Annotated in this window: 28 protein-coding genes and 1 tRNA gene; 13 read left to right on the plus strand and 16 right to left on the minus strand. The window is 73.4% G+C overall.

The annotated features are described in order from the left end of the window. Positions 1 to 30 precede the first annotated feature (30 nt). From NOD94_RS15340 to NOD94_RS15355, 4 genes are read right to left on the minus strand one after another with little or no spacing between them, the layout of a single operon-like run. Positions 31 to 1,362, minus strand: coding sequence for an AAA domain-containing protein (locus NOD94_RS15340; protein WP_281206468.1), 1,332 nt, complete (start codon positions 1,360 to 1,362; stop codon positions 31 to 33). Beyond that, a complete protein-coding gene (locus NOD94_RS15345; RefSeq protein WP_281206469.1) occupies positions 1,359 to 2,948 on the minus strand; it encodes a hypothetical protein in 1,590 nt (529 codons plus the stop codon). The genes NOD94_RS15340 and NOD94_RS15345 overlap by 4 nt, the downstream gene beginning before the upstream one ends. Further along, positions 2,936 to 4,117 carry a hypothetical protein gene (locus tag NOD94_RS15350; RefSeq protein ID WP_281206470.1) on the minus strand — a complete coding sequence of 394 codons (1,182 nt, stop codon included), beginning with the start codon at positions 4,115 to 4,117 and terminating at the stop codon, positions 2,936 to 2,938. The genes NOD94_RS15345 and NOD94_RS15350 overlap by 13 nt, the downstream gene beginning before the upstream one ends. Then, complete coding sequence (locus tag NOD94_RS15355; protein WP_281206471.1) at positions 4,044 to 4,958, minus strand: phosphatase PAP2 family protein; 915 nt, start codon at positions 4,956 to 4,958, stop codon at positions 4,044 to 4,046. Before NOD94_RS15355 ends, NOD94_RS15350 begins: the two co-directional genes overlap by 74 nt. Positions 4,959 to 5,075: 117 nt before the next feature. On the opposite strand from NOD94_RS15355, the gene NOD94_RS15360 reads away from it, so the two are divergent. After that, complete coding sequence (locus NOD94_RS15360) at positions 5,076 to 5,672, plus strand: histidine phosphatase family protein (RefSeq protein WP_281206472.1); 597 nt, start codon at positions 5,076 to 5,078, stop codon at positions 5,670 to 5,672. A 17-nt stretch (positions 5,673 to 5,689) separates the two neighbouring features. On the opposite strand, the gene NOD94_RS15365 is transcribed toward NOD94_RS15360, so the two are convergent. Further along, the gene (locus tag NOD94_RS15365; protein WP_281206511.1) at positions 5,690 to 7,012 is read right to left on the minus strand and encodes a tetratricopeptide repeat protein; all 1,323 of its coding nucleotides are present in this window, start codon (positions 7,010 to 7,012) and stop codon (positions 5,690 to 5,692) included. Between the two features lie 259 nt (positions 7,013 to 7,271). Between NOD94_RS15365 and NOD94_RS15370 the strand changes: the two genes are divergently transcribed. Together NOD94_RS15370 and NOD94_RS15375 are read left to right on the plus strand one after the other, a co-directional pair. After that, a complete protein-coding gene (locus tag NOD94_RS15370) occupies positions 7,272 to 7,700 on the plus strand; it encodes a hypothetical protein (protein ID WP_281206473.1) in 429 nt (142 codons plus the stop codon). Positions 7,701 to 7,725: 25 nt separating this feature from the next. Beyond that, complete coding sequence (locus NOD94_RS15375) at positions 7,726 to 8,625, plus strand: fused MFS/spermidine synthase (protein WP_281206474.1); 900 nt, start codon at positions 7,726 to 7,728, stop codon at positions 8,623 to 8,625. 24 nt (positions 8,626 to 8,649) lie between these two features. Here the strand turns inward: NOD94_RS15375 and NOD94_RS41405 are convergent, their stop codons facing one another. Beyond that, on the minus strand, positions 8,650 to 8,850 hold the full coding sequence (locus NOD94_RS41405; protein ID WP_319193679.1) for a hypothetical protein: 201 nt from the start codon (positions 8,848 to 8,850) through the stop codon (positions 8,650 to 8,652). Between the two features lie 10 nt (positions 8,851 to 8,860). Here NOD94_RS41405 and NOD94_RS41410 point away from each other — a divergent pair, with 10 nt between their 5' ends. The 6 genes from NOD94_RS41410 to NOD94_RS15405 all read left to right on the plus strand — a co-directional run bounded on the left by NOD94_RS41410 (position 8,861) and on the right by NOD94_RS15405 (position 12,743). Next, positions 8,861 to 9,097: a hypothetical protein gene (locus NOD94_RS41410; RefSeq protein WP_348652331.1), complete on the plus strand. Its 237-nt coding sequence runs from the start codon at positions 8,861 to 8,863 to the stop codon at positions 9,095 to 9,097. 178 nt (positions 9,098 to 9,275) lie between these two features. Next, positions 9,276 to 9,962, plus strand: coding sequence for a response regulator transcription factor (locus NOD94_RS15385; RefSeq protein ID WP_281206476.1), 687 nt, complete (start codon positions 9,276 to 9,278; stop codon positions 9,960 to 9,962). Then, positions 9,959 to 11,356, plus strand: coding sequence for a HAMP domain-containing sensor histidine kinase (locus tag NOD94_RS15390; RefSeq protein ID WP_281206477.1), 1,398 nt, complete (start codon positions 9,959 to 9,961; stop codon positions 11,354 to 11,356). Before NOD94_RS15385 ends, NOD94_RS15390 begins: the two co-directional genes overlap by 4 nt. A gap of 177 nt (positions 11,357 to 11,533) precedes the next feature. After that, on the plus strand, positions 11,534 to 11,698 hold the full coding sequence (locus NOD94_RS15395) for a DUF5993 family protein (protein ID WP_281206478.1): 165 nt from the start codon (positions 11,534 to 11,536) through the stop codon (positions 11,696 to 11,698). 12 nt (positions 11,699 to 11,710) lie between these two features. Continuing rightward, positions 11,711 to 12,352, plus strand: coding sequence for a disulfide bond formation protein B (locus tag NOD94_RS15400; protein ID WP_281206512.1), 642 nt, complete (start codon positions 11,711 to 11,713; stop codon positions 12,350 to 12,352). A gap of 91 nt (positions 12,353 to 12,443) precedes the next feature. Further along, entirely contained in the window at positions 12,444 to 12,743 is a 300-nt protein-coding gene (locus NOD94_RS15405) for a hypothetical protein (protein ID WP_281206479.1), read from the plus strand. Between the two features lie 58 nt (positions 12,744 to 12,801). Here the strand turns inward: NOD94_RS15405 and NOD94_RS15410 are convergent, their stop codons facing one another. Beyond that, entirely contained in the window at positions 12,802 to 13,557 is a 756-nt protein-coding gene (locus NOD94_RS15410; protein WP_281206480.1) for a hypothetical protein, read from the minus strand. A 112-nt stretch (positions 13,558 to 13,669) separates the two neighbouring features. Continuing rightward, complete coding sequence (locus NOD94_RS15415) at positions 13,670 to 14,167, minus strand: MarR family transcriptional regulator (RefSeq protein ID WP_281206481.1); 498 nt, start codon at positions 14,165 to 14,167, stop codon at positions 13,670 to 13,672. A 148-nt stretch (positions 14,168 to 14,315) separates the two neighbouring features. On the opposite strand from NOD94_RS15415, the gene NOD94_RS15420 reads away from it, so the two are divergent. Further along, on the plus strand, positions 14,316 to 15,140 hold the full coding sequence (locus NOD94_RS15420) for an NAD(P)H-binding protein (RefSeq protein ID WP_281206482.1): 825 nt from the start codon (positions 14,316 to 14,318) through the stop codon (positions 15,138 to 15,140). Positions 15,141 to 15,156: 16 nt separating this feature from the next. Here the strand turns inward: NOD94_RS15420 and NOD94_RS15425 are convergent, their stop codons facing one another. The 4 genes from NOD94_RS15425 to NOD94_RS15440 are packed head-to-tail and all read right to left on the minus strand — an operon-like array spanning position 15,157 to position 19,649. After that, positions 15,157 to 16,476, minus strand: a complete 1,320-nt coding sequence (locus tag NOD94_RS15425; protein ID WP_281206513.1) for a GH1 family beta-glucosidase — start codon at positions 16,474 to 16,476, stop codon at positions 15,157 to 15,159. Positions 16,477 to 16,490: 14 nt separating this feature from the next. Beyond that, entirely contained in the window at positions 16,491 to 17,315 is an 825-nt protein-coding gene (locus NOD94_RS15430; RefSeq protein WP_281206483.1) for a carbohydrate ABC transporter permease, read from the minus strand. Further along, positions 17,312 to 18,316 (minus strand): sugar ABC transporter permease, encoded by a 1,005-nt coding sequence (locus NOD94_RS15435; RefSeq protein ID WP_281206484.1) that lies wholly within the window; start codon positions 18,314 to 18,316, stop codon positions 17,312 to 17,314. The genes NOD94_RS15430 and NOD94_RS15435 overlap by 4 nt, the downstream gene beginning before the upstream one ends. 7 nt (positions 18,317 to 18,323) lie before the next feature. After that, positions 18,324 to 19,649, minus strand: coding sequence for an extracellular solute-binding protein (locus NOD94_RS15440; protein WP_281206485.1), 1,326 nt, complete (start codon positions 19,647 to 19,649; stop codon positions 18,324 to 18,326). A gap of 102 nt (positions 19,650 to 19,751) precedes the next feature. Between NOD94_RS15440 and NOD94_RS15445 the strand changes: the two genes are divergently transcribed. Next, a complete protein-coding gene (locus NOD94_RS15445; RefSeq protein WP_281206486.1) occupies positions 19,752 to 20,798 on the plus strand; it encodes a LacI family DNA-binding transcriptional regulator in 1,047 nt (348 codons plus the stop codon). Positions 20,799 to 20,855: 57 nt separating this feature from the next. Here the strand turns inward: NOD94_RS15445 and NOD94_RS15450 are convergent. From NOD94_RS15450 to NOD94_RS15465, 4 genes are all read right to left on the minus strand, one after another. Further along, positions 20,856 to 20,928: transfer RNA gene (locus tag NOD94_RS15450), tRNA-His, on the minus strand. Positions 20,929 to 21,022: 94 nt separating this feature from the next. Then, the gene (gene orn / locus NOD94_RS15455) at positions 21,023 to 21,625 is read right to left on the minus strand and encodes an oligoribonuclease (RefSeq protein WP_281206487.1); all 603 of its coding nucleotides are present in this window, start codon (positions 21,623 to 21,625) and stop codon (positions 21,023 to 21,025) included. Between the two features lie 91 nt (positions 21,626 to 21,716). After that, positions 21,717 to 22,889, minus strand: coding sequence for a helix-turn-helix domain-containing protein (locus tag NOD94_RS15460; protein WP_281206488.1), 1,173 nt, complete (start codon positions 22,887 to 22,889; stop codon positions 21,717 to 21,719). A 376-nt stretch (positions 22,890 to 23,265) separates the two neighbouring features. Continuing rightward, the gene (locus tag NOD94_RS15465) at positions 23,266 to 23,604 is read right to left on the minus strand and encodes a hypothetical protein (RefSeq protein WP_281206514.1); all 339 of its coding nucleotides are present in this window, start codon (positions 23,602 to 23,604) and stop codon (positions 23,266 to 23,268) included. 410 nt (positions 23,605 to 24,014) lie between these two features. On the opposite strand from NOD94_RS15465, the gene NOD94_RS15470 reads away from it, so the two are divergent. Together NOD94_RS15470 and NOD94_RS15475 are read left to right on the plus strand one after the other, a co-directional pair. Continuing rightward, positions 24,015 to 24,545, plus strand: a complete 531-nt coding sequence (locus NOD94_RS15470) for a universal stress protein (protein WP_281206489.1) — start codon at positions 24,015 to 24,017, stop codon at positions 24,543 to 24,545. A gap of 99 nt (positions 24,546 to 24,644) precedes the next feature. Then, complete coding sequence (locus tag NOD94_RS15475; protein WP_281206490.1) at positions 24,645 to 25,214, plus strand: acetate uptake transporter; 570 nt, start codon at positions 24,645 to 24,647, stop codon at positions 25,212 to 25,214. The last annotated feature ends 59 nt before the right edge of the window (positions 25,215 to 25,273 follow it).

The following is a 25,273-nucleotide window of genomic DNA, read 5'->3' on the forward strand; positions in this document are numbered from 1 at the left end:
CCCCCCGTCGGGGACACCGAGCCCGTCCCGTCAGGGCCGCCAGACCACGCGATGCTCCGCCAGGTGCGCCAGCACCGAATGGTTCGCCTCCCAACCATCCGGAAATTTCACCGTCACCCCGAGCTGGACCGGCTCCGTCGACGGGTGGGCGTCCAGCAGGTCCGCTATGCCCGCCCGGGCCACCACCACGCAGGCGTGGCGGTGCCGGGAGGCCAGGACGCACAGGCGGCCCGTCTCCAGGTGGAAGGCGGTGGCGTCGGGGCGGCCCGACAGCGGGTGGAGCACCACCGTCAGGTCGTACTCGCGGCCCTGGAGCCGGTTCGCGGTGTCCACGGTGACCCCGGACACGCCCAGCGCGGCCAGGGCGGCGCGGACCGCGGCCGCCTGGTCGCGGTGCGCGGTGCCGACGGCGATCCGGTCCGCCGTCAGCGGCGACGGGTCCGGGGACTGCTCGTCGACCGTGACCGCGCCCCGGTCCAGGGCCCGACGGACCACCAGCGCCACCGCCCGGACGGCCTCCGGATCGGTGCGCGGGGTGTGCCGCGCCGGCAGCTCCAGCAGACCCCAGCCCGACTCGGCGGCCTCGTCCAGCACCCGGTCGGGGCCCGAACCGTCGGCCGCGACCCCGTACGACAGCCGCCGGTCGCCGTGGTCGGTGCCGCTGCGGAACCGGCTGTACGGGTAGAAGGCGCGCGAGACCAGCGGCGCGGCCGTCGCCGGGAGCCGCCACGACACCGGCAGCCGGTGCTGCGGCAGCCCCGGGTTGTGCGCCAGCAGCGTGGAGACCGCCGACGCCGAGGGGTCGTACGACAGGCCCGCCCACTGCTCGGCGCCGACCACGCTGAACGGGTCCAGCTGACCCGGGTCCCCCACGAACAGCGCCCGGTCGAAGAGCCCCGCCACGGCCAACAGCGCGTCCGAGCGCATCTGGTACGCCTCGTCCACGATGGCGTGCTCCCAGGGCTCGACGTCCTTCACGTACGCCCACTTCGCCGCCGTCGACAGGGTGATCGGCAGCTCCGCGAGGTCGCCCGGCTTGGACGACAGGGTGACCGAGGGCAGCTCGCGCAGCGCCGGGTCGTAGGCGTCGCCGTCGCTGCTGTGCAGCCGGCCGACCCGCAGCTCCGGATCCTTGTCGTGCAGCCGCAGCACCAGGTCGTCGACCTGGGCGTTGGTCTGCGCGACCACCATCAGCCGGCGCCCGGCCGCCGCCAGTTCCCGCGCGGCGCGCACCACGAGCGTCGACTTGCCGGCGCCGGGCGGCGAATCCACCACCACGCCCCGCTCGGTGCCGTTCAGGGTGTCGTGCAGGATGGCGGCGGTCGCCTGGGCGGCGGCCGCGCCCGGGTCGAAGGCGGTCAAAGGATGTCCTCGTCGGTCACGGCGTCGGGCAGCGGGCCACCGGGGGCTGACGCCGCGGATCCGGGCGGCCCTCCGTGCGTCCAGGGGGTGTTCTCGGGGTCGGGCAGCTTCGGGCCGCCGCGCGCGTCGTGCTCGAACAACGTCCAGCAGATCCGGTCGCCCTTCTCCGGCACCGAGCCCGGCTCCGGTTCCCGGGTGCGGCCCATCTTGTCCAGCAGCCGCAGCACGAGGTGCCCGTCGTCCTCCCGGCGTACGAAGAGCGCCGACTGGGGGCGGCCGTCCAGCGAGCGGTACACCTTTCCGCCGCCGTCCTCGGAGAGCTGCGGCCGGTCCTCGGTCGCCACCGTCACCAGCGGGCGCGGACTGGGCCGCTTCGAGTCCGTCCACTCCATCACCACCTCGGTGACCTCACCGGCGAAGGCCTCGCCAGCGAGCCGCCGGCCCGCCATGACCAGGGGGTCGTCCAGGGCCTCCTGGGCGTCCAGGCGCACCTGCTCGGTCTCCCGGGTGGCGAGCTTCTGCGCGGCGGTCACCGCGTCGTCGCGGCGCGGCTGCGGCGGCTCGCCCGCCCGGACGCGGTCCCGGTGGCCGGTGTAGGACCAGCGGTCGCGGGTCCAGCGCTCCTCGGTCCGCTCGCCCGCGGGCAGGGCGCGCACCAGGTCGAGCGCCTGCCAGGTCTGCTGCCAGGTGTTCTCCATCTGCGAGACGACCAGCGCGTGGACCGCGCCCTCGGCCAGGCGCACCGGGCCGTCGCCGGCGGTCCCGGCCGCGAGGGCCGAGCGGGCCGCGTCGAAGCGGGCGATGGCGGGCGCCAGCAGCGTGTTGTCGAACGCCGGATCGGTCGCCGGCCCGGCCGGAGGGCAGGACAACCGGCCCTTCCCGTCCCGGGCGAGTTCCGCCTCGTACGCCGCGCGCGCCCCCGAGGTGCCCTCGGGCGGGTCGATCCAGCCCAGCAGCGCGCCCAGGTGCTGGTCCTCCAGGTTGCTCTGCCCCGTGGCCCAGTGCCGGGACAGCAGATCGGTCGCCGACAGCAGCATCGAGGAGCCGGGCACCCGGGAACGCTCGGCGAGGTGCGAGAACCAGCGCCCCAGCATCGGCACCTGCGAGGGCGCCGGGTAGGGGTTCTCCGGGTCCTCCTCGGCGGTGCGGCGGAACCGCATCGACCGGCCGAGCAGACGTACGTACTCGATGCCCGCGCGGCTCGGCACGATCAGCTGCGGCGCGTCAACGCACAGCTCGGTCTCGACCTTGACGCGCTTGCCGCTCTCCGGGTCGGTCTCCGTCCGCTCCGCGGGCTCGACGGTGTCCGCGTACGCCTCGATGTGCGCCAGCACGTGGACGGCCAGCTCCGCCAGGAACGCCCAGCGCAGGTCCCGGTCGCGGGGCTGGGGTATCACGAACACCCGCGGCGCGTGCCGGTCGGTGCCCACCATCGCGCCGAGCGGAGCCCCTGCCTCGCCCGCGGTGGTCAGCGGTACGAAGACCATCGGGCGTGCGCTCAGGTGGCGGTGCCGTACGGTCGCCAGCGGCTGGGCGCGGCCCGCGCGGACCGCCTCCAGCCGGGCCAGGGTGCTCAGCAGGGGCATTCGGGGGTCTCCGGGGCGTGGTGCGGGGGACGGGCCGCGGCCTGCTCCAGCGCCTCGGCGCGCAGCCGGGCGGCGTGGTGCAGCGCGGCGGCCGTGGGATCGTCGGCGGGGCCCGCCCCGGAAGCCGCCGCGAGGGCCGCCTCCACGGTGGTCAGGCCGCCCAGTTCGCCCCGTACGGAACGGCCCAGCGCGCCCGGGTCGCCCGCGGCGCGGGACCGCTCGCGGCAGTGGAAGGCCAGTTCGCAGGCGGCCAGGCACTCGGGGGCGTAGGCCGCGGTGACGGCGGAGACGGCCTCGTGGAGCTCCTCGGCGGGGCGGGCCGGGTCGAAGCAGAGTCCCTCGGGCAGGGCCGCGGCGAGGTCCTCGACCCGGGTCAGCCGCTCAAGCTGGCGCCGGGTCACCGCGTGCTCGCGGCGCACGTCGACCAGGGCGGCGGTGGGCAGGTTGGAGAAGTCCTTCGGGCAGACGAGCACGATCCGCTGCCCCACCTCGGCGTCGGCCAGCTTCCCGGCGGTCCGCTCCAGTGCCAGCACGTACACGGCGGCCTGCCGTGCGGCGGCCCCCACCTTCGCGGCGTCGGCCGCCCCGTCGATCATCGGGAACGACTTGATCTCCACCACGGTCCAGCGGCCGTCGGGGTGCACCACGACGGCGTCCGGTTCCAGGTAGGCGGGCGTGCCCGCCACCTCCAGGGCCAGCATCGGATGGTCGAGCAGCGTCCACGCCCGGGCGGTGGTGGCCTCGCGCAGCGCCAGCGCCGTACGGGCGGCGCGGCCCTCGGGTCCGGCGGCGGTGAGGTCGGGGACGCGGGCGTCCGTGCCCGGCGGTTCGGTGCCGGCGCCGACGCGGTCGTGGACCAGCCGCAGGAGTTCGGCGCCGCCGTCGCCCTTGACCTTGGCCTCGAAGGAGTTCCCGCGCACGATCGCGAACTGCGACTGTCCGAAGGAGGCGGGCGAACCGAGGGCCGCCGCGAGCGCCGTCTTGTCCACGCCCGCGCCGTCGAGCAGGGCCCGTCTGCCGCAACCGGGGTTGGCGGCGAGGGCGGCGAGGGCCCTGGCGTCGAGCGGGCGGGGCGGTACGGCGGGGCCGCGCAGGTCAGCGAGCCGCTGCCGCAGTGTCGTCGTCTGCGGTGTCGGCTGCGGGCGGCCGCTGGGCGGGAAGGAGCTCACGGGCGGAAGTGTCCCATCCGCCACCGACAATCGGGGACTTACCGCGGAAACCGGCTCCTCGTCCTGCGGGAACCGCCGTCGGGACCGTCCCCGCGGCGTCCGGCGCGACGTCGTCCGCCGGGGTGCGCGGCGCGAGCAGCCGGCGGCCGATCAGGGCGCCGGCGCCCATCACGGCCGCCCCGGCCACGGCGTCGAGGAAGTAGTGGTTGGCGGTCCCCATGACCACCACCGTCGTGAGGACGGGGTACGCGATCCCCAGCGCCCGCACCAGCGGTGTGCGGGCGTGCCGCCACAGCAGGACCCCGCACCACAGAGCCCATCCGACGTGCAGGCTCGGCATCGCCGCGTACTGGTTGGTGAAGGACCCGAGCCCGCGCGGGGCACTGGCCTCGCCGCCCCACCAGCCGTACGCGCTGAACTGCGCCATCGTGTCGGTGAACCCGTACGAGGCGTCGAGCAGCCGGGGCGGGCAGGTGGGCATCAGGGAGAAGCCGACGAGCCCGAGCAGGGTGGACGCCACCAGCCAGGTCCGGGCGGCGCGGTAGTGGTGCGGGCGGCGCTGGTAGAGCCAGACCAGGACCGCCGGGGTGACGAGGTAGTGCAGGGACGCGTAGACGAAGTCGGCGGGTATGCCGAGGAGCCCCGACCCGGAGAAGAGACGATTCAGCGGTTTCTCGAAGTCCATCCACAGCGACTCCTCGACGCGCAGGATCGCCAGCCCGTGGTCGACGGCGAGGTTCACGTCGCCCCGCACCAGGAGCCTGCCGCCGGAGTAGGCGCCGTAGACGAGGGCCAGGAGCAGCAGTTCCGCCCACCACGTGGGTCGCCGTCGAATGGTCATACGGTGTACGACGCCTCAGGAAGGGGAGGAGTTGCCTGCTGTTCATGTGATGGATGATGGTCGTACGACGGATTCGCCCGTACCGGAGCGAACCCCCACGGACCAGGAGAAACTCACATGGCTCCCCGCATCCTGCTGGCCCGCCACGGCCAGACGGCTTGGTCGCGCCTCGGCAAGCACACCGGCCGCACCGACGTGCCGCTGCTGGAGGAGGGCAGGCAGGGCGCGAAGCTGCTGGGCGAACGCCTCGCCCGCAAGCCCTGGTCGGACCTGCACGACCTCCAGGTGCGCACCAGCCCGCTGGTCCGGGCGAGCGAGAGCTGCGACCTGGCCGGCTTCGGGGTCCGGGCGGAGCCCTGGGACACCCTGATGGAGTGGGACTACGGCGACTACGAGGGCATGACCCCGGCCGAGATCCAGGCGGTCCGGCCGGGCTGGCTGATCTGGCGCGACGGGGTCCCCGGCGGCGAGTCCGTGGCCGACGTCGCGGCCCGCGCGGACGAGGTCGTGGCCTGGGCCCGTTCGGCGGAGCGTGACGTCCTCGTCTTCGCCCACGGCCACATCCTGCGCACCCTCGCCGCCCGCTGGCTCGGCTTCGAGGCCTCCTTCGGCGCCCGCATCCGGCTGGACCCGACGTCCCTGTCCGTCCTGGGATGGGCGTACGGGGCCCCCGCGCTGGAACGCTGGAACGACACCGGCCACCTCGACGGCTGACGGCCGGTCGGCGGCCCTCAGGTCGAGGCGTGCCGCGTCAGGAAGGCGCCCACGCGCGGGGAACGCTGGTGCGGGACCAGGGTCTTGGCCGTGCCGGCGACCATGGACCGGATCCGCGTCGACCGGACCTCGGTGAGCAGGTCCAGTACGCGGCCCCCCGCCCAGGCGGCCTCGTCGGGCGCCCCCGCCAGGGCCAGGTCGTCGGCGAGCTCGGCGGTGTAAAGGGCCACGTTCCGGGCGAAGTGCGGGTCCTGGAGGTCGGCGGCCCGGCGGGCGTGCCGGGCCGCGCGCGCGAACTCGCCGAGGGAGGCCCAGCAGCGGGACTCCAACGACTCCAGTTCGGCCTCGCCGAAGAAGGACATCCACTCCGGGTCCGCCGCCGAGGGACCCTTGGAGAACTCGGTGTGCGCCCGGGCCAGGGCCTCCTCGCAGGCCCCGCGGTCGGCGAGCCCCGACCAGCCGCCCGCCTCCCGCAGCGCCAGCAGCGACAGCAGCCGGGGGGAGCCGACCGAGCGGGCCGCGTGCCGGCCCGCCTGGGCGGCCCGTACCGATTCGCGGGGGCGGCCGCAGTCCCGCGCCAGGAAGGCCATGTTGCTGAACGCGTGGGCCTCCAGCCCGCAGTCCCCCGACACCCGGGCGGTGGCCAGGGCCTCCGCGTAGTGAGAGCGGGCGTCCTCGAAGCGGCCGGAGTCGTGCGCGAGCCAGCCCACCGAGACGGCGAGTTCCCCGGCGCCCGCGTGCAGCCGGTCCTCGGTGGACTGCCGGGTGGCCCCCGCGTCGAGGAGCGCGTAGGCGGTCCGCAGCGGTCCGGCCGCGCGCCGGTACAGGGCGTCCGCGCCGTGCCGGTCGTCCAGCAGCCGGATCTGGCGTACCGCGTCCTCGACGGCGGCGGCCTCGGCCTCGCCGGCGCGGGTGGGGAGCCGGCGGGTGTCGCCGAGCAGGGTGAGGCCGAGCGTCGCGGCCGCCACGGTCGCGGAGCCGCCCGCCATGAACGCGCGACGCAGCACGTCGCTCTCCTTGGAACGGTGGATGAGGTGGATGGGCGCGGGCGGTTCGGGGGCGGCGCGCTGCGCCGACCTCCCGCGTACCGTCTCGCGGGGGGAGAAGCCGAGGTCGGCCAGCGTGCGGCCGGGGAACATGTGCAGGAAGACGCGTTCGTAGGCGTAGTTGGGGCAGCGGATCTCGCCGGACTCGACCCGGCCGATGTAACGGGCGTCGCAGGAAACCGTTTCGCCGATCTCCCGTGCGGCCCGGCGCACCATGGCCGCGAACTCGGCCGGGGAGTGCGCCGCGCGCAGCCGGCGGAAGGAGGAGTTGGGTGAGTGGGGGAACGCCGCCATGGACGTGGCCTCTCTGGACAAGCTCGGCAATCTCCGTGATCCCGGTCGTGCTCGCCCCGTGAAGGGCCCCGGCGCGCATGAACGTACCGCCAGCGGAGGGCCGTTCACGCGATGTTTGCCTACAAAACGGATATCTCACCCGCGATCCGCCATGAACTGCCATCCTTTGCGGCGTCTTGCCGCCGCATCCGTTGACGCTCCCGCGCGTTGGACCCATGCGGATACGGATCGAGGAGGGGTTCCCTTGGTGGAGGCCGGCATGGACAGCACTGGAACGAACTTCGCGCCCGAGACCGGCGCGACCGCCATCGACACCCCCGACACCCCCGACGCCCCCGACCTGGTGACCGTCCCCACGCGACAGGGCCTGGAGGCGGTCGACATCATCCGCCGCGGCGCCGGCCTCACCGCCCCCGGCGTCGGCCCGGTCCTGCACGACGGCTCCGGCGGCACCCTCGGGTTCCTCGTCCCGCCCGGCACCGCCGACGCCTGGGACCTGCCCGGCAGCGCCTGTACGCAGACCAACGGACGCGGCATGCGCTTCGGCGACGCCGTCTCGCCCACCGCGGGCGGCACCGGCTGGCTGCTCCCGCCCGAGGCCGTCGGACCGGTCACCGACCCGGCGGTGCTGCGCGCGGCGCTCGGCGAGGCCGCCCGGCTCATCGAGGCGGCCGACAACTGTCGCTGATGCGCTGACCAGCCATAATGGTGGCGTGGCAGGCAAGAGCAAGGGAAACAGGGGCGGCAAGGGCGGCAGCGGCGGCGGCAGTCCGCGCGGGAGCGCGGAGCCGGTCACCGGGCCCGTGGGCGGCGGCCTGGCGGAGCTGGCGCCCGACCGCGAGCGTGCCCGCGCCTGGACCCTGCTGATCGACGGAGCGCCCCAGTCCCACGTGGACCTGGACGACCCCGGGTACCTGGACTTCTCCTACCAGCGCCGGATCGGCCACCTGATCGACCTCGTCGCGCCCGCCCGGCAGCCGCTGAACGTGGTCCACCTGGGCGGCGGCGCCTTCACCCTGGCCCGCTACACCGCCGCCGCACGCCCCCGCTCCACCCAGCAGGTCGTCGAGATCGACGGCGCCCTCGTCGCCTTCGTGCGCGAACACCTGCCGCTGGACCCCCAGGCGCGGATCCGGGTCCGCGCCGTGGACGCCCGGGCGGGCCTGGCCAGGATCCCGGACGGCTGGGCCGACCTCGTCATCGCCGACGTGTTCAGCGGTGCCCGCACCCCGGCGCACCTGACCAGCACCGAGTTCCTGGACGACGTACGCCGGGCCCTGTCGCCCACCGGCTGGTACGTGGCGAACCTCGCGGACGGTCCGCCGCTGACCCACCTGCGGAGCCAGATCGCCACGGCCGCCTCCCGGTTCACCGAGCTGGCGCTGGCCGCCGACCCGGTGGTGTGGCGGGGGAAACGCTTCGGCAACGCGGTGCTCGTCGCCGCCGACCGGGAACTGCCCGTCGCGGAGTTCACCCGGCGGGTGGCGAGCGACCCGCACCCGGGCCGCGTGGAACACGGCCGGGCCCTCGCCGACTTCACCGGCGGGGCCGCCCCCGTCGAGGACGCCTCGGCGGTTGCCTCGCCGCAGCCGCCGCCGTCGGTGTTCCGGTAAGGGCCCGCCGCCGGACAAGGCCGCTCAGCGCTCGTCGAACTCCACGCGCGGGGCGGTGTCGTGCCAGGTGCAGAACACCGACGACTCCCGCCCGTCACGGGTGAAGGTGACCCGGATCCACAGCTCCTGCTTCCACACCTGCATCCGCCAACCCGCCTCCGGCGTCGCCGACACCAGCTCGGCCGAGGCGGTCCCGAGGTCGAGGACGACCCGGCCGCCCGTCACCGAGTACCCCTTGACCCGGCCCGTCGGGTCCGCCCCCCGGGACGGCGCGGCGGCGGCCGGCGGCGGGGACTTCGGCCTCGCCGCCGGGGCCGGATCCGACGCGGAAGCCGAGGAGGAGGGCGTCGCGGACGGCGACGGCGACGAGGAAGAAGAGGACGACGGCGAGGGGGGCGGCGGCGCCACCGTGCCCTGCGTCGAGGAGGACAACGGCGGCGTCGCCAGGGGGACGGCGAGCGGAGGATCGTAAGCCGTACCGGACATGACGGTGCGCACGCCCCACCACGACAGGGTCACGGCCGCGGCGGTCGCCAGGATCCAAGCCATGGCATGTACAAGTCCTCGACGCATCGGGGACATACTGCACCACCCGCCCCAGAGGTGGCCCGGCGCCTCCCGGGGTCCCCCGAATGGACTACCGTGCGGCCATGGCAAGTGTGCTCGTGGTCGAGGACGACCAGTTCGTACGTTCCGCCCTGATCCGGCACCTGACCGAGGCCTCCCACACCGTGCGGAGCGTCGGCACCGCCCTGGAGGCGCTGCGAGAGGTCGCCCACCACCGCTTCGACGTGGTGATACTCGACCTCGGCCTGCCCGACCTCGACGGCGCGGAAGCGCTCAAGATGCTGCGCGGCATCACCGACGTACCCGTCATCATCGCCACCGCGCGCGACGACGAGGCCGAGATCGTCCGGCTCCTCAACGACGGCGCCGACGACTACCTGACCAAGCCCTTCTCCGTCGAGCACCTCTCCGCCCGGATGGCCGCCGTCCTGCGCCGCGCCCGCGCCGCCGGGGCCGAACCCCCCTCGCGGGTCCTGCGCGTCGGCGGACTCGCCATCGACCCGCTGCGCCGCCAGGCGGAACTCGACGGGGCCGTCCTCGACCTCACCCGGCGCGAGTTCGACCTCCTCGCCTTCCTCGCCGGCCGGCCCGGGGTGGTCGTCGCCCGCCGCGAACTGCTCGCCGAGGTGTGGCAGCAGTCGTACGGCGACGACCAGACCATCGACGTGCACCTGTCCTGGCTGCGCCGCAAGCTCGGCGAGACCGCCGCCAGTCCCCGCTACCTCCACACGCTGCGCGGCGTCGGCGTCAAACTGGAGCCGCCGGCGTGAGGTGGGCCCTGGTCAAGGTGTGCCTCGCCGTCACGGTGATGGTGGTCGTGGCCTTCGCCGTCCCGCTCGGCATGGTCGTCCAGGAGATGGCCAGCGACCGGGCCATCTCCAACGCGGAGCGGCAGGCCGCCACCATGGGGCCGACCCTGTCGATCACCACCGACCCGGTTCAACTGCGCAAGGCCGTCGAGTCGACGCAGATGGGCGCGGCCGGGCGGATGGCCGTCCACGTGCCCGCCATCGGCGGCTCCGGCCCCGTCGACATCGGCGACGGCTGGGCGGGCGCCGGCGTCGTCGCCGAGGTCCGCAGCCTCGGACGGGCGACGACCGCCCACGTCGCCGGCGGGGACTCCGTCGTGCTCCAACCCACCGCGCTCGGCTCCGGGGACATCGCGGTCATCGAGATCCTGGTGCCGGAGAACGAGGTCAGCAACGGCGTCACCACCGCCTGGCTGGTCCTCGCCGGCGTCGGCCTCGCCCTGATCATCGGCTCCGTCGCGGTCGCCGACCGGCTCGGCGCCCGCCTCGTACGCCCCGCCGAACGGCTCGCGGACGCCGCGCACCAGCTCGGCGAGGGCCGACTCGGCGCCCGCGTGCCCGAGGACGGCCCCAAGGAACTCCGCTCGGCGGCCGTCGCGTTCAACTCGATGGCCGACCAGGTCGTGGAACTCCTCGCCAACGAGAGGGAACTCGCCGCCGACCTCTCCCACCGGCTGCGCACGCCCCTGACCGTGCTGCGGCTCAACGCGGCCTCCCTCGGCGACGGTCCGGCCGCCGAGCACACCCGGGCGGCGGTGGAGCAGCTGGAACGGGAGGTCGACACGATCATCCGTACCGCCCGTGAACAACGGCCCGTGTCCCAGGGGTTCGCGGGCGCGGCCGGCGGCGCGGGAGCCGGCTGCGACGCCTCCGAGGTGATCCGCGACCGCATGGACTTCTGGTCGGCGCTCGCCGAGGACGAGGGGCGCGAGGTGCGGCTCGCCGGCGTGGACCGCGTCGTCCGCATCCCCGTCGCCAGGCCCGAGCTCGCCGCCGCGCTCGACGCCATGCTCGGCAACGTCTTCCGGCACACCCCCGAGGCCACCCCCTTCGCCGTCGACGTGCACGACGCGGGCGACGCCGTCATCGTCCTCGTCTCCGACGCCGGACCCGGGATCGCCGACCCGGACGCCGCCCTGCGGCGCGGCAACGACGGCGGCCGCGACGGCTCGACCGGACTCGGACTGGACATCGTGCGCCGGGTCGCGGAATCCACCGGCGGCGACGTCCGGCTGGGCCGCTCCGTCCTCGGCGGGACCGAGGTGCGGGTCTGGATCGCCCTGGACGACCGCGCCCGCGGCGGCGACCGGGGCGCCGGCGGGCGCCGCACGCGCCGCAAGCGGCGCGGCGACTGACGCACCGGCACGGCTCGGATCGGGCACGGCACGGCACGGCACGGGCACGGCACGGCTCGGGCACGGCACGGCACGGCTCGGGCCCGGGGCGGCCGACGGGCGGGCGTCGGCGCAACCGACGTACCCCCGGGGCGCGCCTCGTGGGAGGCGAGTCCGCAGGTCGGTACGGTCCGCCCCATGGACACCCTCATCTTCGGCGGCCTCCTCGCCACCCTGATCGCCATGTACCGGGAGTCGTCCCGGAGCGTGGTGCTCGGCGCCTGGTGGGTCATGCTGGGCGCCGTGCTGCTGCTGATGGCGCACCACATCACCAGCGGTCCCGCCCTCCAACTGAGCCACTGACCCGTGGCCGCGATGAACACCCTCGTCCCGGAGACCGCCCTGGAGGGCGGCCTGCTCGGACGGGTCCAGTACTGGTTCGCGTGCTCCTTCGTCATCGGCTGGACGGCCTTCGTCGCCACCGGCCTCTTCAACCAGCTCGGGCTCCGGGAAACGCCCTGCCCGCTCTGCGTCGTGCAGCGCATGTTCATGCTGCTGGCGGCGGTCGGTGCCGGGTACGTCATCCGCAGGGCGCTCAGCGAGGGCGCCGTGACCGGCCGGGACTACATGACGGGCTGGGGCATGGCCCTGGTCGCCGTCACCGGGGGCTCCGTCGCCGCCGGGCGCCAGACGCTGCTGCACGCCCTGCCGGGGGACGGGGGCCACGGCAGCGCCCCGTTCGGTCTGCACGTGTACGTGTGGGCGTGGATCCTTTTCACCGTCTCGGCCGTCGCCATCGGCATCGTCCTCGCCCTCGCCCACGCGACGGCCGACCGGGCCGTCCCGGCCGCCCGCCCCGGACCGCACCGGGCCGCGGGGACGTTCGCACTGGGGTTCCTCGGGGTGGTCATCGCCGTCAGCGCGGCGGCCGTCTTCCTGGACGAGGGCTTCCACTGGTTCCTGCCGGAGGAACCGACCCGCCACCGGTCCTTCCTCGACGTCGGCCTCCCCGGCTGACCTCCTTCCCGGGGTCGGCCCCGGACGGGGGCGCAGATGTTGCCCCGCGCCCGCGGCGCACGGAGCGTGGGCGTGACGGAAGGAGCCCCGCATGAGAGTCATGCTCCGCGCCCACATGGACACCACCGCCACCAACGAGGGCATCAAGACCGGCTCGCTGCCGCGCGCCATCAAGAAACTGATGGAAACGGTCGAGCCGGAGGCCGCCTACTTCGGACTGCACGAGGGCGTGCGCTCCTGCTGGATGGTTTTCGACCTCCAGGACAGCGCCATGGTCCCGGCCCTGGTGGAGGACCTTCTCCTCCAGTTCAACGCGGAGGTCGAGGTCGCTCCCGTCATGAACGCCGAGGACCTGGCGAAGGGGCTCGCGGCGATGGACGGGGGGCGTTAGGCGACCCCTGGGACGGCATCCCGTCAGGGGGCATCCGCCCGGCGGTGCCCCGTACGGATCATGCCGGTCCCGGGCGGAACCGGGCCGGTCGGGCCGCGACCAGGGCCAGTGCCGCCGAGCCGGCGGCCGCAGCGACGGAGACGACGAACGCGGCCCGGTACCCGTACGCCGAGGCCAGTGGACCGGCGGCGGCGGCCGCGAGCGCCTGTCCCAGGATCAGGCCGCTGCCCACCACCGTCATGGCCTCGCCCATCCGTTCCGCCCGGCCGGCCCGTTCCACCAGCCCGAACAGGGCGATGAGGTGCGGGGCGACGGCCAGGCCGATACCGGCGACCGCGAAGGCGGCGCCGACCGTTCCGGACACCGCTAGGAGCGGCAGCGACAGCGCCGCCTGGACGCCGATCGTCCACCGCGGCCGCACCGTCAGGTCGACCGCGCCCGGCCGGGCCACGGTCACGAACCCGGCGACGGAACTGGTCACGGCCATGGCCGCCCACACCAGCCCGGCCGTACCGGGTTCGCCCAGGGACTCGGCGAGCGCGTTGACCCCCGTGTTGGCGCCGCTCCACGCCGCGCCCTGGAGCACGGCCATCGCGAACAGCAGGACCAGGCCCGGCGACCACAGGCGTACGCGGGTTCGCGTGCCGGTCGTATCCGTCGCGCTTGTCGCGTTCGCCGGCGCGAGCGGGCCGGGTGCCGTCGGATGGACGGCGAACAGGGTTCCGAAGACGAGGATCAGTACGGCCGCGAGGACCAGGGCCGAGGCGGGGTGCACGGTCATGGCGAGGATCCCGGCCAGTGCGGGCCCGACCATGAAGCCGACCTCGTCCAGCCGACCCTCCCGTGTCCCCGGTGCGCGTCGTTGCCCGTCGGCCGGGACGGTGGTCGTGGAAGGGGGGCTTCGGTAGCCCCCGATCGCGGGGTGGTCAGGCGGGGTCGCCGGAGTTCAGCCGCCGCGCCTGCGCCCGGCCTACCTCGGCGGCGCGGTGGAGGTAGTCGGCGATGAGGGCGAGTTCGGCGTCGGAGTAGCGGTCGAGTACGGCGCCGAAGGCCCGGCCGGGCGTGTCCCAGGCCTTGTGGATCCGCTCCCGTGCGGTGGGGGAGAGGACGACGAGGGAGCGGCGCCGGTCGTGCGGATCGGCCCGACGCTCGACGATGCCCGCCTTGACCAGCCGGTCGACGAGACGGGTGGCGGACCCCGAGGTCAGACCGGTGAGGCGGGCGACGTCGCCGGTGCTGACGGGATCCGGCTCCAGGTCCAGGAGGCCGACGCACTGGAGGTCGGTGGGGTGCAGGCCGACGTGATCGGCCATGGCCTGGCTGAAGAGCGAGTAGTCGGCGTAGTGCCGCTGGCTCTCCGTGACGATGCGCGCGAGCAGCTCGGCGCGGCTCCACTCACCCGTACGGGGGGAATCGGTTGACATCGGCCTCTCCATGCCTGAGTTTTAACTGTGTGGCGCAGAGAATGTATCGCGCAGAATCTGTGCCACGTACTCAGCTTAGGTCACGCGCCTCACTCAGCACCCGCACCAACGCATCAACCGCACGAGCAGAGCAGAGCAGGAGATCACCATGTCGATCCTCGTCACCGGCGGCCGCGGCGCCGTCGCCCGTTCCCTCACCACCCTCCTCGCCGGCCGCGGCCTCCCTCACCGTCTCGCCTCACGTGAGCCGGACACCCCCGACGTCGTGCGTTGCGACCTCGCGGACCCCACGACCTTCCCCGGGGCGTTGGCCGGGATGCGTGCCGTCTTCCTCTACGCCGAGGCCGCCGGGATCGAGGCGTTCGTCGAGGAGGCGGGCGCCGCCGGGGTGGAGCACGTGGTGCTCCTGTCCTCATCCGCGGTGATCACGGAGGAGGCCGCCGTGAACCCCCTCGCCGCCGCCCACCTCGCCGTCGAGGACGTCCTATCGGCCTCCGCGCTGCACACCACCCTGTTGCGCCCCGGAGCCTTCGCGGGCAACGCCCGCCCCTGGTTCTCGTCCCTCGCCTCCGGTCGGCCCGTCCGGCTGCCCTACCCGGGGGCCCACTCCGCTCCGATCCACGAGGCCGACATCGCCGAGACCGCCCTCGCCCTCCTCACCGACCCGGGCCGCGGCGGCGGTGCCCACACCCTGACCGGGCCGCAGTCCCTGACCTTCGTGGACCAGCTCGCGATACTCGAATCCGTCCTCGGTCGGCCCCTGCCCTACGAGAGCGTCACCCCCGAGCAGTGGAAGGCCGATGTGGCGGAGTACCTGCCCGCTCCCTACGCCGATGCCCTCCTCGGCCACTGGGCGGCTGCCGAAGGCCTTCCGGCCGCCACCACCGACACCGTCGAACGGTTCACCGGCCGCCCGGCTCGGTCCTTCGAGACCTGGGCCGAGGAGAACGCCGCCGATTTCCGCCTTCCGTAGGACCGGGCGCCGGAGGTCAGAGGGTGCTCGTGCGGGCCAGGCGGGCGTACCAGCGGGCACTGGAGCGGGGGGTGCGGGTCTGGGTCCCGTAGTCGACGTGGACGATGCCGAAGCGCTTGCTGTAGCCGTAGGACCATTCGAAGTTGTCCATCAGCGACCACAGGAAGTACCCGCCGACGGGGGCGCCGTCGCCGATCGCCCGGTGGATCGCCGACAGGTGCGCGCGCAGGTAGCCGATGCGCCGGGGGTCGTGCAGGTCCGGCGCGTACGCGGCCCCGTTCTCGGTGACCAGCAGGGGCAGGCCCGGTGCCTCGGCGCTGAACCGCATCAGCAGGTCGTACAGGCCCGTCGGGTCGATCGACCAGTCCATGTCGGTTCGTTCGCCCGGTGGTTGGTGGAAGGCGATGCCGTCCGCCGCGGGCCAGGGGGAGTGGCCGGTCGAACCGTGCCCGTCGGCGCGGGGGCCGTCGGGGGAGGCCGAGACCACCGCCGGGGTGTAGTAGTTCACGCCGAGGAACCCGAGCGGCTGGTGGATGAGCGACTCGTCACCCGGCCGGACGAAAGCCCAGTCGGTCAGCGCCGCCGTGTCCGAGAGGAGGTCGTCGGGATAGGCGCCGTGCAGCAGGGGGCCGGTGAAGATCCGGTTGGCGAGGGCGTCGATGCGGCGTTGGGCGTCCAGGTCACCGGCCGATCCGGTCAGCGGCCGCACCGCGCTCGGGTTGAGCGCGATGCCCGTCCGGACACCGGACGGCAGGGCGGCGGCCGCCATCCCGTGGGCCAGGTTCAGGTGGTGGGCGGCGCGCAGGGCGTCGGCCGGGTTGGTGCGGCCGGGGGCGTGGACCCCGGAGGCGTAGCCGAGGAAGGCGCTGCACCAGGGCTCGTTGAGCGTGGTCCAGAGCCCGACCCGGTCGGCGAGGGCGTCGGCGACGGTCTGCGCGTACCCGGCGAAGTCGTAGGCCGTCTCCCGGGCCGGCCAGCCGCCCGCCTCCTCCAGGTGCTGCGGCAGGTCCCAGTGGTACAGCGTCACGCAGGGCTCGATGTCGTGGGCGAGGAGCTCGTCCACGAGCGCGTCGTAGAAGCCGATCCCGCCGGACAGGACGCGCGGCCAGGACACCGAGAACCGGTAGGCGCCCAGACCGAGTTCCGCCATCAGCCGGACGTCCTCGCGCCACAGCCGGTGGTGGTCGACGGCCACGTCACCCGTGTCACCGCCGTGCACCTTGCCCGGCGTACGACAGAAGGTGTCCCAGATCGACGGCCCGCGCAGCCCGGCCGCGCCCTCGATCTGGAAGGCGGCCGTGGCCGCCCCCCACAAGAACCCCTCCGGGAATCGCATGTCCCCCACGCCGTTCATCCCTTCACCGCTCCCTGCATGATGCCGCCCACGATCTGGCGGCCGAATACGACGAACACCAGCAGCAGCGGGAGCGTGCCCAGCAGCGCGCCCGCCATGATCACGGACTGGTCGGGGACGTAGCCCCGACCCAGTCCCGTCAGGGCCACCTGCACCGTCGGGCTGCCGTTCTGGGTCAGCGCGACGATCGGCCAGAAGAAGTCGTTCCAGGTCATGACGAAGGTCAGCATCCCGAGGACCGCCATCGCCGGCCGGGCCACCGGGAACACCACGTGCCACACCACCCGCAGAGAGTTCGCCCCGTCGGTGCGAGCCGCCTCCACCAGCTCCATCGGCAGCGCCTGCGCCAGGTACTGCCGCATGAAGAACACCCCGAAGGCGCACACCAGCGCCGGCAGGATCACCGCCTGGAGCCGGTCCGTCCAGGACAGTTCGGCGACCAGCATGTAGAGCGGGACCACGCTCAGCTGCGGCGGGATCAGCATCGTCCCGACCACCAGCGACAGCAGGACCCGGTGCCCACGGAACCGCAGCCGGGCGAAGGCGAACCCCGCCAGGGTCGACAGCACGACGGTCACGGCCGCGACCGTACCGGCGACGACCACCGTGTTCAGCAGCGCGGAGCCCATGTTGGCGTCCGTCCAGGCGGTCCTCAGGTTCCGCCCCAGGTTCCCGCCGAACCAGAACGGCGGCGGCGTCTGCGCCAGCCGCGTACTGCTCCGCGAGGCCGCGATCGCCGTCCACACCAGCGGGAACAGCGACCCGACCGTGAACAGGGCGAGAGCGGCGTACGTCAGCCTGCCCGCGCGCAGTGAGCTCATCGCCCCGCCCTCCGTCCCCGCAGCAGCCGGGCGGCCCCCGCGACCAGCAGCAGCATGAGGAACATCGCCCAGGCGATCGCCGAGGCCCGCCCCAGGTGCAGGTTCACCCACCCCTGCTCGTACAGGTACAGCCCCAGCGTCTGGAACTGGTGGTCCGAGCCGCCCGTCGCGCCCGCCCCCGCGTTGAACAGGAGCGGCTCGCCGAACAGCTGGGTCGCCCCGATCGTGGAGACGACACAGGTGAAGAAGATGGTCGGCCGCAGCGAGGGCACCGTCACGTGGATGAACTGCTGCCACCGCGAGGCCCCGTCCAGGGCGGCCGACTCGTACAGCTCTCCGGGTACGGCTTGCATGGCGGCCAGGTAGATCAGCGCGTTGTAGCCCGTCCACCGCCACACCACGATCGCGGACACCGCCAGCTGCGAGGCCAGCGGGCCGTTCTGCCAGTCCACCGCCCCGAACCCGACGGTCGACAGGGCCCAGTTGACCATCCCGTAGTCCCGACCGAAGAGCAGCACGAACACGAGGGTGGCCGCCGCCACGGACGTCGCGTACGGGGTGAGGACCACCACCCGGAAGAAGGCCGAGCCGCGCATCCGGTAGTTGAGGAGGTGGGCCAGCCCCAGCGCGATGGCCAGCTGCGGCACCGTCGACAGCAGCCCGATGGTGACGGTGTTGCGCAGGGCGTTCCAGAAGAAGGCGTCGTCCCACAGCCGGGTGAAGTTCCGCAGCCCCACCCAGGTCATGGAGTCCGGGTCGGTCAGCTCCACCTGGTGCAGTGCCGCCCAGCCCGTGTACAGCAGCGGGAACAGCCCGAAGGCGGCGAAGAAGAGGAAGAAGGGCGCCACGAAGGCGTACGGGCTCCAGCGCAGGTCCCACCGGTAGCGGCGCGAGCGCCACACCTGACCCCGGCCGGACCTCCCGCCCCCCGCCCCGCCCGCCCCGCTCCGCACGCGGCGGGCGGAGGAGGCCGGGGCCGGCGCCGCGGTCGTGTCCGTCATCGGAACCTCACCGGTCCAGGGCGTTGTCGATGGCCTTCACCGCCGCGTCCCAGCCCTCCTGCGCGCTGCGGCCCTTCTGGTCGACCTGGAGCATCCCGATGTCCGCCAGGTTCTGGGCGATCACCAGGTCCTTCGGGCCGATCACCGTGACCGGCACCCCCTCGGCCGCCCGCGCGAAGATCTCCCCGATGGGCGCGCCCCCGAAGTACGCGTGCTGTGCGCCCGCCACCGCCGGCAGCCCGTACGCGGCGCTCGCGCTCGGGAAACTGCCCCGCTTCTCGAACAGCCTGGCCTGCTGGGCGGGAGCCGTCAGCCAGGCGGCCAGCTTCGCCGCCTCCTCGGCGTGCTTGCCCGCCTTCGGCACCACCAGGAACGAGCCGCCCCAGTTGCTGGGCTTCGGGGCCGGGGCCACGTCCCACTTGTCCTTGCCCGCCGGGCCCGCCTTGTCCTGGATGTACCCGAGCATCCAGGCCGGGCAGGAGATCGTCGCGAAGGTGCCGTTGGAGAAGCCCTGGTCCCAGGTCGGGGTGAACTGTTGGAGCTTCGCGCTCAGCCCCTCGGAGGCGAAGGAGGCGGCGAGGTCGAAGGCCCCGCGGACCGCCGGATTCGTCTTGTAGACGACTTCACCCCGCTCGTCGTAGAACCGCTGGGCGCCGCTCGCGGTGACGGCCGCCATCACGCCCGACGCCGAGTCGACGAACGCCTTGCCCTCCCCGGCCTTCGCCTTGTAGGCGCGGCCCGCCTCCAGGTACTTGTTCCAGTCCCCGTCCCACAGCGCGCCGACCGCCGCCCGGTCGGTGGGCAGTCCGGCCGCCGCGAAGAGGTCCTTGCGGTAGCAGATGCCCTGCGGGCCTATGTCGGTGCCGAGTCCGACGGTCGCCCCGCCCTTCGAGGCGGAAGCCGTGCCCTGTGCCCACTTCCACGGCAGGTACGCGGCCTTGTCCACCCCCGCCACCTTGCCGAGGTCGACCAGCTTGTCGGCCTGCGTCGCGGTGATCTCCGCGATGTTGTTGACCTCGACCGCCTGGATGTCGGCGAGACCGCTGCCGCTGCCCAGGTGGGTCAGGAGCTGCGGGTAGTAGTTCTCGTTCCGCTCGATGGAGGTCTGCTCGATCCGGATCCCCGGATTCTGCGCCATGTACTCGTCGTAGAGGCCCGCCTCCTTGAGCCCGAAGGCGCCGAACACGCCGACCGTCAGGGTCGTCCGCCCCGAGCCGCCCGTCGGGGAACCCGCCTTCGGGCCCTCCTCCGGGTCCTGTGCGCAGCCGGCGAGCAGCAGGGCGGTCGCGGCGGCCACGCCGGCCGCGGTGACGAGATTTCTTCGGGCTCGCATCTGGGTCCTCCCTGAAGGACGGGACGTGCCGGGTGTCGTGTGCCACAGTGTGGGAGCGCTCCCACAGTCGTCAAGGGGTAGATTCACAACCGGGAGGAAGCCATGAACGGGCACGGGCGCAGTGGGGGACGGCCGACCTTGGAGGAGGTCGCGGTCCGGGCCGGGGTCGGGCGGGGCACCGTCTCCCGGGTGATCAACGGATCGTCCAAGGTCAGCGACCGTACGCGGGAGGCCGTCGAGGCCGCCGTCGCCGAGCTGGGGTACGTGCCGAACAGGGCCGCCCGCGCGCTCGCCGCCAACCGGACCGACGCCATCGCCCTGGTGATCCCCGAGCCGGAGGCCCGCTTCTTCTCGGAGCCCTACTTCTCCGACGTGGTGCGCGGAGTCGGCGCGACCCTCGCCGAGACCGACGTGCAGCTGGTGCTCACCCTCGCGGGCAGCGACCGCGAGCGCCGCCGGCTGGCGCAGTACCTGTCGGGGCACCGGGTCGACGGGGTGTTGCTGGCGTCGGTGCACGCCGGGGACCCGCTGCCCGAGCTGCTGGCCGAGCTGGGCATCCCGGCGGTGATCAGCGGCCGCCGCTCGGCCGCCGAGACCCTCCCGAGCGTGGACTCCGACAACCTGGCCGGCGCCGCCGGGGCGGTGCGCCACCTCCTCGGGCGGGGCCGCCGCACGATCGCCACGATCACCGGCCCGCTCGACGTGTACGGAGCCCAGTGCCGCCTCGACGGCTACCGGCAGGCCCTCACGACCGCAGGCCACCCCGTCGACGAGCGGCTGGTGGCCGTCGGGGACTTCACGGAGGACGGCGGCCGCCGGGCCATGCGCGAACTGCTGGAGCGGCGCCCCGCCCTGGACGCCGTCTTCGCCGCCTCCGACGTGATGGCGGCGGGCGCCCTGCGCGAGCTCCGCGCGGCGGGCCGCCGGGTCCCGCGGGACGTGGCGCTGGTCGGCTTCGACGACTCGGTGGTGGCTCGCCACATGGACCCGCCGCTGACCAGCGTCCGCCAGCCGATCGAGGAGATGGGCCGGGCCATGGCCCGGCTCCTGCTGGAGCGCATAGCGGGCCTGCGGGACGGCGCGGGCGAGGAGGCGGGGGAGCGGGCGCTGATCCTGCCGACCGAGCTCGTCGTCCGGGAGTCCTCGTAGCGCCCCGGGTACGCAGAAGGCCCCGGTCCGCTTCCGCGTACCGGGGCCTTCCTTCAGGGTGAGTGACGGGACTTGAACCCGCGGCCACCTGGACCACAACCAGGTGCTCTACCAACTGAGCTACACCCACCATGTCCGGTCGCAGAACGACCGGCCGAAGAAAAGGGTACAGGGTCCGGGAGGGTGCTCGCTCCCCCCTTTTCCCGCGCCCGTTCCCCCGGGTGTTACTCGCCGGGCACGACGTGCTTGGCGGCGATGGTGCGTGCCGTGTCCGAGTCGGGCCCGGGCTGCGGCACGAAGACCGCCTCGCGGTAGTACCGCAGCTCGGCGATGGACTCCTTGATGTCCGCGAGCGCCCGGTGGTTGCCGTTCTTCGGCGGGCTGTTGAAGTAGGCCCGCGGGTACCAACGGCGAGCCAGCTCCTTGACCGAGGACACGTCCACGATCCGGTAGTGCAGGTAGCTCTCCAGCGCTCCCATGTCGCGCAGCAGGAACCCGCGGTCGGTGCCGACGGAGTTGCCGCACAGGGGCGCCTTGCGGGGCTCCTTCACGTGCTCCCGCACGTACGCCAGGACCTGGGCCTCGGCGTCGGCGAGGGTGGTGCCGGCGGCCAGCTCGTCGAGCAGCCCGGAGGAGGTGTGCATCTCGCGCACCACGTCCGGCATGGTTTCCAGGGCCGCGTCCGGCGGGCGGATCACGATGTCCACGCCTTCGCCGAGCACGTTGAGCTCCGAGTCGGTGACCAGTGCGGCCACCTCGATAAGTGCGTCGTCCGTCAACGAGAGCCCGGTCATCTCGCAGTCGATCCACACCATGCGATCGTTCATGCGCCCCACCTTATGCCGAAGGTCCCCCACATCGGTGCTCGGCCGGTGCGGGGGACCTTCGTCATGAGCTGGGGCACGGTCCCCGAGGACGCTACGCGTGCTCGCGCAGCACCCTGCCGGGGGCGTACAGCTCCGTCACGCTCGGACCGGAAGCGGCCAGGGCCGCCGCCGCCCGCTGGGGCTGCGCGGTGCGTTGGTGCGGCACCGGTACGTCGGAGAGCTGGGTCACCGGGGCCACGTCGACCTGCGGGCGGCGCGCCCGGTAGGCCGAGCGGTAGGCGGCCGGGGAGGACCCCAGTTGCCGCCGGAAGTGACCGCGCAGCGCGACGGGCGAACGGAACCCGCAGCGCCCGGCGACCTCGTCGACCGAGTAGTCGGAGGTCTCCAGCAGCCGCTGTGCCTGGAGCACCCGCTGGGTGATCAGCCACTGCAGCGGTGCGCTGCCGGTGAGCGAACGGAACCGCCGGTCGAAGGTGCGCCTGCTCATGTAGGCGCGGGCGGCCAGCGTCTCCACGTCGAACTGCTCGTGGAGGTGTTCCAGCGCCCAGGCGACGACCTCGGCGAGCGGATCGGCGCCGATCTCCTCGGGCAGCGACCGGTCGAGGTAGCGTTCCTGGCCACCCGTGCGCCGCGGCGGGACGACGAGCCTGCGGGCCAGGGCCCCGGCCGCCTCGCTGCCGTGGTCGGTGCGCACGATGTGCAGGCACAGGTCGATTCCGGCCGCGGTGCCCGCGGAGGTGAGCACGTCGCCGTCGTCGACGAACAGCTCGCGCGGATCGACGTGGACGGACGGGTAGCGCTTGGCCAGCGTCGGCGCGTACATCCAGTGCGTCGTGGCGGGCCGGCCGTCCAGCAGTCCGGCGGCGGCGAGCACGAAGGCTCCCGTGCACAGACCGACGATCCGGGCCCCCTCCTCGTGCGCCAGACGCAGTGCGTCGAGCGCCTCCGGCGGCGGCGGTGAGGTGATGGAGCGCCAGGCCGGAACGACGACCGTGCCTGCCCGGGCGATCGCCTCCAACCCGTACGGCGCGGTCAGTTCGAGTCCGCCGGTGGTCCGTAGCGGACCGTCCTCCCCGGCGCACACGAGCAGTCGATAGCGTGGAACTCCCGCGTCCTGCCGGTCGATGCCGAACACGGAAAGTGGAATGGAACTCTCGAAGATCGGCCCGCCGCTGAACAGCAGCACCGCGACGATCTCCCTGCGGCGACGCCCCGCGAGTTTCCGACCCGCGTCCGCGACGACGGCGGTGGAATCCTGGCTCATGGCGCTAAGCCCCCCTTGGGTGTCGCGACTCCTTGGTCTGGTCGCACCTGCACGTTTCCCCTCGGCCTTGCACGTGGCTCCCCCGCCGTAAATACATGATCGAATCTACTGCGTCCCGTGGTGTCGGCGTGACAAGTTCAGCACGCAGCGCTATGTCGACTTGGCAACTTGGCGAAAAGCATTCGATCAGGAAGCGTTCCACTCCGCTACCCGGGTGGGAAGCGCCCTGTCCGGCCATGGCCAGTACCCGTAGGGTCACGACGCCGCCGGGGCTCTGTAGTCGCTGGTGGTAGGGGGGTTGGGGGGACATTCCGGCAAGGAGGCCACTCGATCGGGAAGTTGGCTGAAAACAACCGGGTGTGTACGTGCGAACCGGTCAGTCGTGAGGGGACACCGGTCCGGAACCGTGGCAACCGCGGTGCGAGCCGCCCCCGGTGCGCGAGTGCCGGCCGCGGTGTCCCGACGGAAGCGGCTCCTCCGTCGACACCCGGGCGGCGGCCCGCTCGGTCTTCTCGGAGTACCGCAGCAACACCCGGCAGGCCGCGGTGACGGCGGCGAGCCCCAGGGTCGCCACGGCGGCCCCGCCGTAGGAAGTGCCGTAGACGACGAGCACCACGGGGACGAGCAGGCAGCTGAAGGCGGCCCAACGGACCACGTCACCCGCCGGGTCGTCATCATGGGACGCCCTGCCGGATGGCACGGACGGGTGAAGCAGTGGATGCGATGAGGAGGGGGAAGGAGGGGCGGTCGGGGCGGACTGCGTCGGCGGAGCGGGCTGGACGGGGTGAACCGGATGGCCGGGCACGGCGTACTCCCTGCGGGCTCTTCCTGGACGGTCGGACGCCTGTCCAACGCCCGCGACACCGCTCGGTCACTGTGTGCGGGGGTGACGGAAGGGTCCTTCGTCACTGGCTGTAGGGGACAGCGGACATTGCCAAGGCGCCGGACCTCCGGCATGCTCCCTGGGACGCTCTCCAAGGGCGGCATGCCCTGTGCAGGACGGGAGTGTCGCCGTACCCTGGTGGGTAAGGGCTTGGGAAGATGCTTCCCGGACAGAGCCCCGTCACACTGCGTCGCCGAAATTGTCCCTGTCGCTTCCCCCGAGGATCCTTCGCCGAGACATCCATGGCCGGTCACGAATTCTCCGAACCCGCGGACCGCAAGCGCAAACCCCTCGCCGACTCCGTCTCGGCCGACCTGCGCGCGGTGGAACAGACGCGCCACCCCTGCGACCCTGCCTTCCGGCACGGGGTGGTGGTGGGCTTCGACGGCTCCACGTCCAGTGAGCGAGCCCTCGCGTACGCCATCGGGATGGCCCGGCGCTCCGGGTCCGGTCTGATCATCGTGCACGTGGCCAACCGGCTGCCGACCACGGTGTGGGCCGGGTGCGAGCCGCCCGTCTTCGTGGACGTGCCCGACCACCGCACCGAGGTGCTGGGGCTGGAGCTGGCCTGCGCGGACTATCTGGCCGAGGTGCCGTGGATCCTGGTGGAGCGGGGCGGGGACATCTGCCACGAGCTGGAGGAGGTCGGCCGGGAGTACTCGGCGGACGCCATCGTGGTCGGCTCCACGCACGGGATCGTGGGCCGGATCTTCGGGTCGGTCGCGGGGCGGCTGGCGAAGCGGGCGCAGCGACCCGTTGTTGTCATTCCGTAACCCGCTGTATGTCGCTCGTGCGGTTGTGAACCCCCATGTAAAGGGTAGATAAATGCTGCTGGGACGCAGCAAACAACTGCAGATCGAAGGGAGCCCGCCGTGGACAACGGTGTCTCTGCGGGAAGCACGGCCTCGACCTCGACCCTGGGGCACATCGCCCTGGGTCTCACCCTTCTCGCGTTCGGTATCGGCCACACCGGCATCATCGACGGTGTCTCCGCGGCCAACTCCGTGTCGCTCGCCACCTACGTCGGCGGTCTCGCCCTGTTCGTCCTCGGACTCCTGGAGTTCCGCGGCGGCAACGGCTTCAACGGCACGGCGTTCGCGGGCCTCGGCGCCTTCTGGTTCACCTGGGCGGCCGGAGCCGACGGAAAGGTTTCGGCAGACGCTGCCGGATCGTTCCTCGTCCTGTTCGCCCTGCTCGGCCTGACCCTCACCGTGGGGGCCGCGAGCGGGCTCTTCGGACAGGGTGTGTACGGCCTCTTCACCCTCTCCCTGCTGCTGCTCGCGATAGGCGCCTTCGCAGACAGCGGCGTCCTCGCCAAGGCGGCGGGCTGGGTGGCGGCGGTCGCCGGACTGCTCGCCTGGTACGGGGCCACGGCGGCCCTGGCGCACTGGCCGGTGGCGTTCGGCAGGTCCTCCCGTCGCGGCGCGGTCGCCGCAAGCTGAGGCGCGGTGGGGGAGCGGACGCGGAACGGCCCCCCGGGGGATCCCGGGGGGCCGTTCCT

It is taken from the genome of Streptomyces sp. Isolate_45, from assembly GCF_024721315.2.
In the GTDB taxonomy this organism is placed as follows: Bacteria; Actinomycetota; Actinomycetes; order Streptomycetales; family Streptomycetaceae; genus Streptomyces.

Excerpts from the sequence above, each read along its gene's own strand:
- NOD94_RS15420 (WP_281206482.1), top strand. The coding sequence starts at position 14,316 with ATGTCGATCCTCGTCACCGGCGGCCGCGGCGCCGTCGCCCGTTCCCTC.
- NOD94_RS15460 (WP_281206488.1), bottom strand. The coding sequence starts at position 22,889 with ATGAGCCAGGATTCCACCGCCGTCGTCGCGGACGCGGGTCGGAAACTC.
- NOD94_RS15410 (WP_281206480.1), bottom strand. The coding sequence starts at position 13,557 with ATGGTCGGGCCCGCACTGGCCGGGATCCTCGCCATGACCGTGCACCCC.
- NOD94_RS15360 (WP_281206472.1), top strand. The coding sequence starts at position 5,076 with ATGGCTCCCCGCATCCTGCTGGCCCGCCACGGCCAGACGGCTTGGTCG.
- orn (WP_281206487.1), bottom strand. The coding sequence starts at position 21,625 with ATGAACGATCGCATGGTGTGGATCGACTGCGAGATGACCGGGCTCTCG.
- NOD94_RS15430 (WP_281206483.1), bottom strand. The coding sequence starts at position 17,315 with ATGAGCTCACTGCGCGCGGGCAGGCTGACGTACGCCGCTCTCGCCCTG.
- NOD94_RS15445 (WP_281206486.1), top strand. The coding sequence starts at position 19,752 with ATGAACGGGCACGGGCGCAGTGGGGGACGGCCGACCTTGGAGGAGGTC.
- NOD94_RS15425 (WP_281206513.1), bottom strand. The coding sequence starts at position 16,476 with ATGCGATTCCCGGAGGGGTTCTTGTGGGGGGCGGCCACGGCCGCCTTC.
- NOD94_RS15405 (WP_281206479.1), top strand. The coding sequence starts at position 12,444 with ATGAGAGTCATGCTCCGCGCCCACATGGACACCACCGCCACCAACGAG.
- NOD94_RS15385 (WP_281206476.1), top strand. The coding sequence starts at position 9,276 with ATGGCAAGTGTGCTCGTGGTCGAGGACGACCAGTTCGTACGTTCCGCC.
- NOD94_RS15365 (WP_281206511.1), bottom strand. The coding sequence starts at position 7,012 with ATGGCGGCGTTCCCCCACTCACCCAACTCCTCCTTCCGCCGGCTGCGC.
- NOD94_RS15440 (WP_281206485.1), bottom strand. The coding sequence starts at position 19,649 with ATGCGAGCCCGAAGAAATCTCGTCACCGCGGCCGGCGTGGCCGCCGCG.
- NOD94_RS15470 (WP_281206489.1), top strand. The coding sequence starts at position 24,015 with ATGGCCGGTCACGAATTCTCCGAACCCGCGGACCGCAAGCGCAAACCC.
- NOD94_RS15345 (WP_281206469.1), bottom strand. The coding sequence starts at position 2,948 with ATGCCCCTGCTGAGCACCCTGGCCCGGCTGGAGGCGGTCCGCGCGGGC.
- NOD94_RS15435 (WP_281206484.1), bottom strand. The coding sequence starts at position 18,316 with ATGACGGACACGACCGCGGCGCCGGCCCCGGCCTCCTCCGCCCGCCGC.
- NOD94_RS15400 (WP_281206512.1), top strand. The coding sequence starts at position 11,711 with ATGAACACCCTCGTCCCGGAGACCGCCCTGGAGGGCGGCCTGCTCGGA.
- NOD94_RS15370 (WP_281206473.1), top strand. The coding sequence starts at position 7,272 with ATGGACAGCACTGGAACGAACTTCGCGCCCGAGACCGGCGCGACCGCC.
- NOD94_RS15355 (WP_281206471.1), bottom strand. The coding sequence starts at position 4,958 with ATGACCATTCGACGGCGACCCACGTGGTGGGCGGAACTGCTGCTCCTG.
- NOD94_RS15415 (WP_281206481.1), bottom strand. The coding sequence starts at position 14,167 with ATGTCAACCGATTCCCCCCGTACGGGTGAGTGGAGCCGCGCCGAGCTG.
- NOD94_RS15395 (WP_281206478.1), top strand. The coding sequence starts at position 11,534 with ATGGACACCCTCATCTTCGGCGGCCTCCTCGCCACCCTGATCGCCATG.